The sequence below is a fragment of the Pedobacter sp. N23S346 genome (genome assembly GCF_048515415.1).
Classification (GTDB): domain Bacteria; phylum Bacteroidota; class Bacteroidia; order Sphingobacteriales; family Sphingobacteriaceae; genus Pedobacter.
In genome coordinates this window covers 417,137-429,612 of sequence record NZ_JBLYEE010000003.1, presented here as the reverse complement: position 1 = coordinate 429,612, position 12,476 = coordinate 417,137, and the positions used below count along the sequence as shown (strand labels likewise).

Annotated in this window: 12 protein-coding genes; all 12 read left to right on the top strand. The window is 37.6% G+C overall.

Translation table 11 applies throughout. The features are described from left to right. Nucleotides 1-15 precede the first annotated feature (15 nt). The 12 genes from atpC (at nt 16) to ACN1CD_RS08720 (ending at nt 12,433) form a co-directional block, all read left to right on the top strand. The gene (atpC, locus tag ACN1CD_RS08775) at nt 16-261 is read left to right on the top strand and encodes an ATP synthase F1 subunit epsilon (RefSeq protein ID WP_419130011.1); all 246 of its coding nucleotides are present in this window, start codon (nt 16-18) and stop codon (nt 259-261) included. Nucleotides 262-997: 736 nt separating this feature from the next. Next, on the top strand, nt 998-1,888 hold the full coding sequence (gene ilvE / locus ACN1CD_RS08770) for a branched-chain-amino-acid transaminase (RefSeq protein WP_419130010.1): 891 nt from the start codon (nt 998-1,000) through the stop codon (nt 1,886-1,888). 93 nt (nt 1,889-1,981) lie between these two features. After that, entirely contained in the window at nt 1,982-2,560 is a 579-nt protein-coding gene (locus ACN1CD_RS08765; RefSeq protein WP_419130009.1) for an O-methyltransferase, read from the top strand. Between the two features lie 37 nt (nt 2,561-2,597). Further along, complete coding sequence (gene ilvD, locus ACN1CD_RS08760) at nt 2,598-4,280, top strand: dihydroxy-acid dehydratase (protein ID WP_419130008.1); 1,683 nt, start codon at nt 2,598-2,600, stop codon at nt 4,278-4,280. 47 nt (nt 4,281-4,327) lie between these two features. Further along, complete coding sequence (locus ACN1CD_RS08755; protein WP_419130007.1) at nt 4,328-4,921, top strand: ORF6N domain-containing protein; 594 nt, start codon at nt 4,328-4,330, stop codon at nt 4,919-4,921. Nucleotides 4,922-4,942: 21 nt separating this feature from the next. After that, nucleotides 4,943-6,691, top strand: a complete 1,749-nt coding sequence (gene ilvB, locus ACN1CD_RS08750) for a biosynthetic-type acetolactate synthase large subunit (protein ID WP_419130006.1) — start codon at nt 4,943-4,945, stop codon at nt 6,689-6,691. A gap of 83 nt (nt 6,692-6,774) precedes the next feature. Further along, nucleotides 6,775-7,413 (top strand): acetolactate synthase small subunit, encoded by a 639-nt coding sequence (gene ilvN / locus ACN1CD_RS08745; RefSeq protein ID WP_419130005.1) that lies wholly within the window; start codon nt 6,775-6,777, stop codon nt 7,411-7,413. A 100-nt stretch (nt 7,414-7,513) separates the two neighbouring features. Further along, complete coding sequence (locus ACN1CD_RS08740) at nt 7,514-7,975, top strand: DinB family protein (protein ID WP_419130004.1); 462 nt, start codon at nt 7,514-7,516, stop codon at nt 7,973-7,975. A 157-nt stretch (nt 7,976-8,132) separates the two neighbouring features. Continuing rightward, on the top strand, nt 8,133-9,614 hold the full coding sequence (gene ilvC / locus ACN1CD_RS08735) for a ketol-acid reductoisomerase (protein ID WP_419130003.1): 1,482 nt from the start codon (nt 8,133-8,135) through the stop codon (nt 9,612-9,614). Nucleotides 9,615-9,802: 188 nt separating this feature from the next. Beyond that, nucleotides 9,803-11,209: a 3-isopropylmalate dehydratase large subunit gene (leuC, locus tag ACN1CD_RS08730; protein ID WP_419130002.1), complete on the top strand. Its 1,407-nt coding sequence runs from the start codon at nt 9,803-9,805 to the stop codon at nt 11,207-11,209. Between the two features lie 118 nt (nt 11,210-11,327). Then, nucleotides 11,328-11,630 carry an antibiotic biosynthesis monooxygenase family protein gene (locus ACN1CD_RS08725; protein WP_419130001.1) on the top strand — a complete coding sequence of 101 codons (303 nt, stop codon included), beginning with the start codon at nt 11,328-11,330 and terminating at the stop codon, nt 11,628-11,630. 113 nt (nt 11,631-11,743) lie between these two features. Then, complete coding sequence (locus tag ACN1CD_RS08720; protein ID WP_419130000.1) at nt 11,744-12,433, top strand: class I SAM-dependent methyltransferase; 690 nt, start codon at nt 11,744-11,746, stop codon at nt 12,431-12,433. Nucleotides 12,434-12,476 lie beyond the last annotated feature (43 nt).

Below are 12,476 nucleotides of genomic sequence, written 5' to 3'. Positions count from 1 at the left end.
TCAAATCTAAAAAGAATGAATTTAGAAATATTAACTCCAGATAAAAAAGTTTTCGAAGGCGAAGTAACAGCAGTTACAGTTCCTGGTACTTTAGGTTCTTTTCAGATTTTGAAAGACCACGCCCCGATCATCTCAACTTTGGAAGATGGAGAAGTTATTATCAAGGCAAATAAAATTGATGAACAACGTTTCTTTATTAAGGGCGGTGTTGTTGAAGCCATTCATAATAAAATTGTAGTTCTGGCAGAAGGTATTGCTTAGAAATAAATAACCTCATTTCAAAAGCCTCGATTTCATCGGGGCTTTTTTTATACAACGCTTTTTGTTGCGCCGCTGTCCATAAAGAATCACCTAGCAGGTTTTATTCAACTTAATTGTAACTAAGAGGCCTATCCTGCAATAGCGAAACGGGCTTCCTAATTATTTCAAACTAATCAATAAAAAAAGAATTTAAGTGCCAGGCACTATTCATTTCACATGCATGATCATTTAGTTTTTAACACCTTTTCTAAACGCCAATTTTTACAATTATTTTAGGTCAAAATCTGTTTTTAAGCAGAAAATCATAAAATTTGCAATGCAAGCATAACAAACATACCGTATACCGTTTTGATATTTGGTCTAAACCCGTCGGCATTAAATCACTAAATCTACATCAATACAAAATAACATTGTGATATAATAGCAATTAATAGAATTATATTCTGATTTCACTTTTTTACATTTTCTCTTGCATATTAATAAACCAAAAACTAAATTGGTTTTATAAACAATAAGGCAATAATGACATCATCAAATAACACATTTACAATTAATTCTACTGCAACCACTGTGGGAAGCATTTTGTTATTACCTGTCATTTTACTTAACCTCCTACTCCTAAATATTTTACTGGACAAGAAACAGGGTAGCTTATAAATAGAATTAAAAAACTAAAATATACTTAAAGCGTCCCGATACAAACGGGACGCTTTTTTTAAATAACAAAACAGGTATTATGAAATACTACAATTCTAATACGATTATTTATCTTGATGGGAAGTTTGAAAAAGCTGCCGATAGTAGCACTGACTTATATGGGCAGTCGTTACATTACGGTTATGCCGCCTTCGAAGGAATCAGAGCTTACAAAACCCATAATGGCAATCGCATTTTTAAAGCAGCCGCTCATTTTGATCGTTTAGAACGCTCTTGCAAATTGGCCAACATTCCATTCCCATGGGATAAACAAGAACTAATTAAAGAGACTTATAAGTTACTTACGCTAAACAAACTTAAAGACGCATACATTCGCCCTTTGGTTTTTTGTCACCCGAACATGAAATTGAATGAGCCCAGTGGCGTATCAATTTTCATTTGCGCCTGGGATTGGGATGCCTATTCAGGAAATAAGTTACTGAAATTAACCATTTCGGATTACGAAAGACCGAATCCAAAATCAACCCCGATGGAGGCTAAACTAAGCGGAAACTACATTAACTCAATCTTAGCCACCACCGCAGCTAACATTAAAGGTTATGATGAGGCTTTGCTCCTTGATATGAATGGATTTGTTGCCGAAGCATCTGGTGCAAATATTTTCATTGAAAAAGATGGTAAAATCTATACCCCATCCGTAGGAAACATCTTGCCAGGAATTACCAGAGCAACGGTTAAAGAACTTTGCACAGTTTTGGATATCGAATGCATTGAGAAGAAATTGACTGTAGAAGATTTAAAAAATGCAGATAGCGCATTTTTATGCGGAACAGCGACAGAAGTTGCAGGTATTGCTTCAATCGATGATATTGTTTTCCGCAGTTTGTGGAGAGAATCTATCGGTTACACTATACAGCGTGCATATAAAAACTTAGTGCTTGAAAAAGTAAATTACGAGGTGATTATTTAGTATTAAGTAGCCTGCATCAAGTAGCGGGTATCAAGTATCAAGACTTAATACGCATTATAACAAATAACAGAACCAGAATATACATTTTAAACAATGAATCAAAAAGTCAATCAACAGTTCCCAAAGTCCTATAATCAAATCAATGTAGCAACAAAAGCATCGGGATTTGATATGGCTTCTGATGTGTTGACTTGTTCATTACTAAGAACGCTTGCCAGCTCAAAACCTAGTGGTAATTTTTTAGAGTTAGGCACTGGTACCGGCTTATCTACCTCATGGATATTAGATGGAATGGATGAAAATTCAAAGCTAATTTCAGTAGATAACGACGATAAATTTTTAAATATTGCAAAAAGCTTTTTAGGATTGGATAGCCGTTTGAAATTAGTTCCTTCCGATGGCGGTGATTGGATAGAAGAGAATAAGGAAAAGAAATTTGATTACATTTTTGCAGATACCTGGCATGGTAAATATCTGCTTTTAGATGAAGCAATTGCGATGCTCAATAAAGGAGGGCTTTATATAATTGACGATATGCTACCTCAACCCAATTGGCCAGACGGACATCAGGAGAAAGCAATTAACTTGATGGAAGATTTAGAATCTAGAGAAGATTTGCACTTAACAAAACAAGTTTGGGCAACCGGGATTGTAATTGGAGTAAAAAAATAGATAACAACTAACAGAACCAGAATATACATTTTAAACAATGAGCGAATTAAACAAGTACAGTAAAACTTTTACACAAGATCCCACACAACCTGCGGCACAAGCCATGCTTTACGGAATTGGCTTAACCGATGCCGATATGGCTAAAGCTCAGGTTGGTATTGCAAGTATGGGTTACGATGGTAACACCTGTAATATGCACCTTAACGATTTGGCTAAGGACGTAAAAACAGGGGTCTGGAAAAATGATTTAGTGGGCTTGGTTTTTAATACCATTGGTGTAAGTGATGGAATGAGCAATGGAACTGATGGAATGCGTTACTCATTGGTTAGTCGTGATGTAATTGCAGATAGTATTGAAACCATTTGTGGCGGTCAGTATTACGATGGCATTATCTCCATTCCAGGTTGTGATAAAAATATGCCAGGTGCAATTATGGCGATGGCACGTTTAGATCGTCCATCAATTATGGTTTATGGCGGAACAATCGCTCCGGGACATTATAAGGGTGAAGAATTAAACATTGTTTCTGCATTCGAGGCCTTAGGTCAGAAAATATGCGGTAACTTATCAGAAGAAGATTATCAGGGCATTATCAAACATACTTGCCCGGGTGCAGGCGCTTGTGGTGGAATGTATACTGCAAATACAATGGCATCGGCAATAGAAGCATTAGGCATGAGCTTACCTTATTCTTCTTCAAATCCGGCTATTAGTCCAGAGAAAAAACAAGAGTGTTTAGATGCTGGAAAGTACATCAAAATTTTATTAGAAAAAGATATTAAACCATCTGATATTATGACAAGAAAGGCATTTGAGAATGCCATTCGGTCGATTATCATTTTAGGTGGAAGTACTAATGCTGTATTACATTTTATTGCAATGGGCAAGGCCATCGGTGTCGAAATTACGCAAGATGATTTCCAAAAAATGAGCGATGTTACACCGGTACTTGCCGATTTTAAACCAAGTGGTAAATATTTAATGCAAGATTTACATCAATATGGTGGCATCCCTGCGGTATTAAAATATTTGTTGAACGAAGGTTTATTGTATGGCGATTGCTTAACCGTAACAGGAAAAACAATGGCAGAAAATTTAGCTGATGTGAAATCGATTATGGATTACGATCAGAAAATTATTCAAAAATTATCTGAACCAATTAAAGCTACTGGTCACTTACAAATTCTTTACGGAAACTTAGCTGAAAAAGGGTCTGTAGCAAAAATATCTGGTAAAGAAGGTGAAAAATTTGAAGGTCCGGCACGCGTATTTGATGGTGAACATGATTTAATCGCTGGTATTTCCAGTGGCCGCGTTCAACCTGGCGATGTGATCGTAATTAAAAATTCTGGTCCGGTGGGTGCGCCAGGTATGCCAGAAATGTTGAAACCAACTTCAGCAATTATTGGTGCTGGTTTGGGTAAATCAGTTGCTTTAATAACAGATGGCCGTTTCTCTGGTGGAACACATGGTTTCGTGGTTGGTCATATCACTCCTGAATCTTATAAAGGTGGTTTAATTGGCTTGGTTGAAGATGAAGATAGAATTTTAATCGACGCGGTAAATAACATCATCAGTTTACAAGTGAGTGAAGAAGTGATTGCAGAACGAAGAAAAAAATATGTTCAACCTGAATTGAAAGTAACAAAAGGCGTTTTATTTAAATATGCTAAAACGGTATCAGATGCAGCCAGTGGTTGTGTAACTGACGAATATTAAACTTTGAAGTCATCCCGACTATAAAGTAATATTTAAATGAAAACGATATGCAAATTATTAAAAGCATTGAAAGTAAAATTTATGTAGTTCGGGGTGAACGGGTAATGTTGGATTTCGATTTAGCATCACTTTATGAAGTTGAAACCAAAGCTTTAAATCAGGCAGTGAAACGAAATATCACACGTTTTCCTGAAGATTTTATGTTTCAACTTACATCAAAAGAATGGGAAAGTATCCGGTCACAAATTGTGACCGGATATGAAGAAGTTAACTCATCACAAATTGCGGTGACTATTAACCCCAACTTGAAGTCACAAATTGTGACTTCAAGTTGGGGCGGCACTAGAAAGATACCATATGCCTTTACAGAACAAGGCGTAGCCATGCTAAGTGGTGTCTTAAAAAGCGAAAAGGCAATCAATATGAATATTGCCATTATGAGAGTATTTGTTGATGTTCGGAAAATTTTGCTGAAGCAAAATAATATTAACGAACAACTAACAGAGATTAAAGAACGGATTGGAGAACATGATGTTCAACTAAACGAGCTTTACGATGCCATGGAAAATTTAATTGATGAGAAAATTGCTCAATTAAAATGGAAAGACAGAGAAAGAATCGGGTTTAAAATTAAAGAATAGTAGAACCGCAAAAACATAATTATGGAAACTGCACAAGATACATTACAAACCGAGGCCAAAGCAGAAACCTCAAAAACCTTATTTAAAGGAACAGGCTCGCAGGTTCTTTTAAACGGATTAATTGCAGAAGGTGTAAGCACTATCTTCGGTTATCCCGGTGGTGCGATTATGCCGATTTACGATGCGCTATATGATTATGCTGATAAGCTACAGCATATCCTGGTTCGTCATGAACAAGGTGGGATACATGCTGCACAGGGTTTTGCAAGAGCAAGCGGCGAAGTAGGTATCGTTTTCGCAACAAGCGGACCAGGTGCAACCAATCTGGTTACTGGTTTAGCTGATGCGCAAATTGACAGTACACCTTTAGTAGTCATTACAGGACAAGTTTTTGCGCACCTTTTAGGAACCGATGCTTTTCAGGAAACTGATGTAATTAACATTACTACGCCAGTTACCAAATGGAATTATCAGGTTACTGATGCTAAAGAAATTCCCGAGGTTTTAGCTAAAGCTTTTTATATTGCCAAAAGTGGCAGACCAGGTCCGGTTTTAATTGATATCACTAAAAATGCGCAATTACAGGTTGAGGAATTTCCTGAATATGTAAAATGTAACCATATCCGCTCTTATCGCCCGAAACCGAAAGTTCGTGTAGAATATATTGAGCAAGCCGCAGTATTAATCAATTCCGCAAAAAAACCATTTGTACTATTCGGACAAGGAGTGGTATTAGGAACAGCTGAAGAAGAGTTTAAAACTTTCATTGAAAAAAGTGGAATTCCGGCAGCATGGACCATTTTGGGCGAAAGTGCTATTCAGACTTCGCACCCGCTAAATGTTGGTATGTTGGGAATGCATGGTAATTATGGCCCGAATGTTTTAACAAATGAATGTGATGTTTTAATCGCTATCGGAATGCGTTTCGATGACCGTGTAACTGGTAGGCTAGATAAATATGCGAAACAGGCAAAAATCATCCACCTGGATATCGATCCAGCAGAAATTGATAAAAATGTTAAAGCTGATGTAGGTGTTTGGGGCGACTGTAAAGAAACCCTACCTCTATTAACGAATTTGGTAGATGCTAAAAATCATGAGGATTGGCTTGCTAAATTCAGAGATTATAACCAGCAGGAAATAGACCAGGTAATTACACCAGAACTTTATCCAACCAGTGATGAAATGACAATGGGCGAAGTACTGCGCAACATTAATGAGATTTGTGGCGGCGATGCGGTGATTGTAACCGATGTTGGTCAGCACCAGATGGTAGCTTGCCGATATGCAAAATTCAATAATTCACGTAGCAACATCACCTCTGGTGGTTTAGGCACCATGGGATTTGGCTTACCAGCTGCAATTGGTGCTAAATATGGTGCTCCTGATAAAACAGTTATTGCCATTATTGGCGATGGTGGTTTCCAGATGACACCTCAGGAACTTGGTACCATTATGCAATTCGGCGCCGCAGTTAAAATTTTGATTTTGAACAATCGCTTTTTAGGAATGGTGCGCCAGTGGCAAGAGTTATTTAACGATAAACGTTATTCATCAGTTAACATTACCAGTCCTGATTTTGTGGCTTTGGCCAGGGCATATTACATCGAGGCAGATAAGGTTGATGAACGTGCGAACTTAAGAAAAGCTTTGGAGACCATGATTAACCACGAAGGCGCTTATCTTTTAGAGGTAATGGTTGGAAGAGAAAATAACGTTTTTCCAATGGTTCCACAAGGAATGAGTGTAAGCGAAATTAGGTTGAAATAATTAAGAACAAAGATAAAAGAACAAAGAATAATGATTTTACCCAGGTCTTTAATCTTTGCTACTTCATCCTTAATCCAGGAAATATGACTACTGAAAATACAATAGAACATAAAATAGATAAAGCTGATTTAGAAGGGAAGCAAGAATATACCATCACGGTTTATGCAGAAAATCGAATCGGTTTATTAAATAGAATTGCGATTATTTTTTCTAAAAGGAAAATTAATATCGAAAGTTTAAACACTTCTCCATCAGAAATAGATGGGATTCACCGTTTTAACATTGTAATTACGGAAAGTTACGAAGTGGTGAGAAAGCTTGCCCGTCAAATTGAAAAGCAAATTGAAGTATTGAAAGTCTATTTCAATACCAATGAAGAAATTATCTGGCAGGAACTGGCTTTGTACAAAGTTTCTACGGATGAAATTGCCGAGAAAGTAACTGTAGAAAGATTACTGAGACAATATGGAGCAAGTGCAGTTGTAATTCGTAAAGACTATACTGTTTTTGCCGTAACAGGTCACAGAGAAGAAACTGATGCCTTAGTAAAAGCCTTAGAACCATACGAATTAATTGAGTTTGTACGTTCTGCAAGAGTGGCCATCATTAAAGATAGTGCAGGCTTCCACGAAAAACTGAAAGAATTCGAAGCCTTTGAGCCTGGAGAGGAACTGGTAGAAAATGAGTTCCTGGATAAAGGAGAGAAGATATTTACAATGTAAGGTAGAAAGCAGAAAGGCAAAAGATAGAAGGCGAAAAGCATCAGGCTTAGCGATCTTTGCGTTAAAACTCTGAGCACTTTGCGGTTAAATAATAAAAAAAATGAACCAAGTATTTGAATTTATAATCAACTCAAGAAAATCATTTATTCAGCTAATCGATGGATTAACAATCGAGCAACTGAATAAAATTCCGGATGGCTACAACAATAACATCATCTGGAATTTCGGGCATATTGTAGTGAGTACACAAACGCTTTGTTACGTTCGCACAGGCATTTTACAAGATGCTTCAACAGTAAAATTTAATGAGTTTTACAAAAAAGATACCAGGCCAACTTATACAGTTACCGAAAGAGAAGTAGCAGAATTAAGAACTATAGCAATGGATAGCATCAAGAAAATAGAAGAGGATTATACAAATGGTATTTTCGCAAATATCACTCCTTTTCCAACTGCAACTTATGGTGTAGAACTGAAAAGTATTGAGGCCGTACTAACTACAACGGTTGGTCATGACAATTTACATTTCGGGTACGCTTTGGCACTGAAGAAAGGAATTTAAAGATGGAAAATGTGAGATGGTGATGGTATGCAATGCCGAACCATTGCCTCTAAACCAGATTGATTGAGATACTTTAAATAAAGTTAAATCGGTGAAATCAAACCGAAGGAAATAAAAATATAAACCGATAATAAATAGAAATTAACCAATAAAAACGATGTCAAATTATTTTAACACATTACCTCTTAGAGAAAAATTAAACCAGTTAGGTGTTTGCGATTTCATGGACAGTTCAGAATTTCTGGATGGTGTTAGCGCTTTAAAAGGCAAGAAATTAGTTATTGTTGGTTGTGGCGCGCAAGGCCTGAACCAAGGTTTAAATTTAAGAGATAGTGGTTTAGATGTAAGCTACACGTTGCGCAAGGAGGCTATTGAAGGTAAGAGAGATTCGTGGAAAAATGCAACTGAAAACAACTTCAATGTTGGCACTTACGAAGAATTAATTCCAAATGCAGATGTGGTAATTAACCTTACACCTGATAAACAACATACTGCTGTTGTAAATGCAATTATGCCTTTAATGAAAGATGGAGCAACATTATCTTATTCTCATGGCTTTAACATTGTGGAAGAAGGCATGCAGATCCGTAAAGATTTAACCGTTATTATGGTGGCACCAAAATGCCCTGGTAGTGAAGTCAGAGCAGAATATGTTCGTGGTTTTGGGGTTCCAACTTTGATCGCTGTTCATCCAGAAAATGATCCTCAGGGTAAAGGTCTGGCTCAGGCTAAAGCTTATGCAGTAGGTACTGGCGGCCACAGAGCTGGTGTGTTAAAATCATCTTTCGTAGCAGAAGTTAAATCTGACTTAATGGGCGAGCAAACCATCCTTTGTGGATTGTTGCAAACTGGTTCTATCCTTTCTTTCGACAAAATGGTAGAAAAAGGAATCGATGCTGGTTACGCTTCTAAACTGGTTCAATACGGAGTGGAAGTAATTACTGAAGCCTTAAAACAAGGTGGCATCACCGCAATGATGGATCGTTTAAGCAACGTTTCTAAAGTTAAAGCTTTCGAAATTTCTGAAGAATTAAAAGACATTATGCGTCCTTTGTTCCAAAAACACCAGGATGATATTATGAGTGGCGAATTTAGCCGCATCATGATGGAAGATTGGGCTGCTGGCGACAAAAACTTACTAGCCTGGAGAGCTGAAACTGGTGAAACTGCTTTCGAGAAAACGCCTGCAGGCGATGTTAAAATTAATGAGCAAGAATATTTTGACAACTATACTTTAATGGTTGCTTTTGTTCGTGCCGGTGTAGAATTGGCTTTCGAAACAATGGTTCAGGCAGGTATTAAACCAGAATCTGCTTACTATGAGTCGTTACACGAAACACCGCTTATTGCAAATACCATTGCACGTAAGAAATTATTCGAAATGAACCGTGTAATTTCTGATACTGCTGAATATGGTTGTTATCTATTCGATCAGGCTTGTAAACCATTATTGGCCGATTTTATGAAGAAAGTTGATACTGATTTAGTTGGTAAAAACTTCAATGAAGGCAAAGACGGCGGCGTAGATAACAGAAAGCTAATTGATATTAACGAAGCAATCCGTTCTCATGAAGTAGAACAAATTGGTGCGACATTGCGTAAAGCGATGACTGCAATGAAAGCAATTAAAACTGCATAAAAGCGCCCCACCCTACCTCCCCAGAGGGGAGGAGACAAAGGAGCATATTGCAAAGCAATGATTATAGAAGTTTAAACTTCTGCTGATAGTATAAAAATTTCTGCCATTATTGAGTAGAATAATAATTAACACACTCGCTACTCCCTCCCTTCTGGGGGAGGGTTGGGGTGGGGCTAATAACACACACAATGGGGAAAACATTAGTAGAAAAAATTTGGAATGCACACGTTGTAAAAAGCGAAGAAGGATTTCCTGATATTTTATACATTGATACACACTTAATTCATGAGGTAACTTCTCCTCAGGCTTTTGATGGCTTGCGTAAAAGAGGCTTGCCTGTTTTACGTCCTAAACAAACTGTGGCTACTGCCGATCATAATGTACCAACATTAAACCAGTTAATGCCAATTAAAGAAGAGCTATCTCGCTATCAGGTAGATATGCTAACCAAAAATTGTGCAGAATTCGGGGTAGAACTTTATGGCTTAGGCCATCCGTTTCAGGGAATTGTTCACGTAATCGGCCCTGAATTAGGGATTACCTTGCCAGGAAAAACGATGGTTTGTGGTGATAGCCATACCTCTACACATGGAGCCTTCGGTGCAATTGCTTTTGGTATTGGAACATCGCAGGTAGAGCAGGTTTTCGCAACGCAATGTTTATTGCAATCGAAGCCTAAAACCATGAAAATTGAAGTAAATGGTATGCTTGAAAAAGGTGTTGGAGCGAAAGATATTATCTTATATATCATTGCTCAGATTTCTGCCGCAGGTGGTACCGGATATTTTATTGAATATGCAGGTTCGGCAATTGAAGCTTTAAGTATGGAAGCCCGGATGACGATTTGCAACATGAGTATAGAAATGGGTGCAAGAGGTGGCTTAATTGCGCCAGACCAAACCACTTTCGATTATATTAAAGGTAGAGAATTTGCCCCTGCCGGCGAAGAATGGGATAAAGCACTCGCCTATTGGAAAACATTATACAGCGATGCCGATGCGACCTTCGACAGTGTGTTGACTTTCGATGCGGCAGATATTGCACCAATGATTACTTATGGAACTAATCCCGGAATGGGCATGGGCATCCAGGAGAATATTCCAGCAACCAAGGTTCAACCTGAAAAAGAAAAACTTTCTTATCAGAAGGCTTTGGATTACATGGGCTTCGATGATGATGCATCTTTAATCGGTAAATCAGTCGATTATGTCTTCATTGGAAGTTGCACAAACTCCCGTATTGAAGATTTACGTGAAGTTGCAGATTTTGTGAAAGATAAGCGCAAAGCAGATAATGTTACAGTTTGGATTGTTCCGGGCTCAAAACAAGTGGAGCAACAAGCTAAAAATGAGGGTTTAGATAAAATTTTCGAAGCCGCTGGGTTCCAGTTACGCGAACCGGGATGCAGTGCATGTTTAGGGATGAATGAAGATAAAATCCCTGCTGGTAAATATTGTGTATCTACATCGAACAGAAACTTTGAAGGTAGACAAGGGCAGAACGCACGTACCTTATTGGCTAGTCCACTTACCGCTGCAGCAGCAGCTGTTACGGGTGTGATTACCGATGTGAGGGAGATGCTTGAGAAAGCTTAAAGACCAAAGGATAAGGCAATATGTGAACTGCTTAACCCGATCGTCATTGCGAGGCACGAAGCAATCTATTTTGCTAGAAAGATTGCTTCGTGCCTCGCAATGACGGAAATAGAAACATATGATTTTAGAAGTTGCAATATTAAATGTAAAAGCTGGTTTATCAGCTGATTTTGAAAAGGCTTTTAGCGAAGCTCAAAAAATTATTTCATCAATGGATGGCTACATTTCGCATCAACTGAAAAAGTGTATTGAAGAGGCTGATAGATATATTTTGCTTGTAAACTGGGAAACTTTAGAGGCCCACACAGAGGGTTTCAGAAATTCGACTGAATATCAGAAATGGAAAGAGTTATTACATCATTTTTATGAGCCTTTTCCAACGGTTGAACATTATGTTGAGGTGATGCCCCTAGCTCCGTAAATGGGTAATTGAAGGATATTAGTAAATAGAGGGTATAAAAAATATAGCATTTTGTTATAAACAATTTAAGGTTAAACGATAGAAATTTAAAAGCCCCTTTAGGGGTTGGGGTTATGGAAGCATTACAAGAAATACAAAACCAATTTAATGCAGTTTCTGAAAAGTACGACAGGCAAAGGCAGTTCCTTATCCCTTGTTTTGATGATTTTTATAGAGCGGCTTTAACCCTGTCGGACGAAGTTTCGACAGTTAAAAACATTTTAGATGTTGGTGCCGGAACAGGGCTAATGAGTGCTTTTTTCCATGAGAAATATCCTGATGCAAAAATAACACTGATTGATATTTCTTCGGCTATGCTTAAAAAAGCGGAAGAACGTTTCGAAGGAAATGAGAACATTAACTTTTTAAATGCAGATTTTGCTACAGTTGAATTACCCGATAATCATTACGATTTGGTGGTTTCCGGATTAGCTATCCATCATTTACCGAACGAATTGAAGCAACGACTTTTTGGAAAAATTGCTAAAACGTTAAAACCTGGTGGTTGGTTCATCAATGCCGATCAAGTTTTAGGTGAAACAGATTTAGCAGAAAAGATTTATACAGAAAACTGGAAGAATCATGTTCAGCAGAATTCAAATCTAACAGAAGATGAAAAGCAAAGCGCTTTCGATCGAATTAAAGTTGATATTATGGCACCTTTAAACGACCAGTTAAAATGGCTGGAAGAAGCCGGATTACAAAATGCGAATTGCTATTATCAATACAATAATTTCGTAGTATTTGCTGCGAATAAACAATAAGAAATTAATCAGTGAAATCACCTTAATCAGTGAAATCATTTTA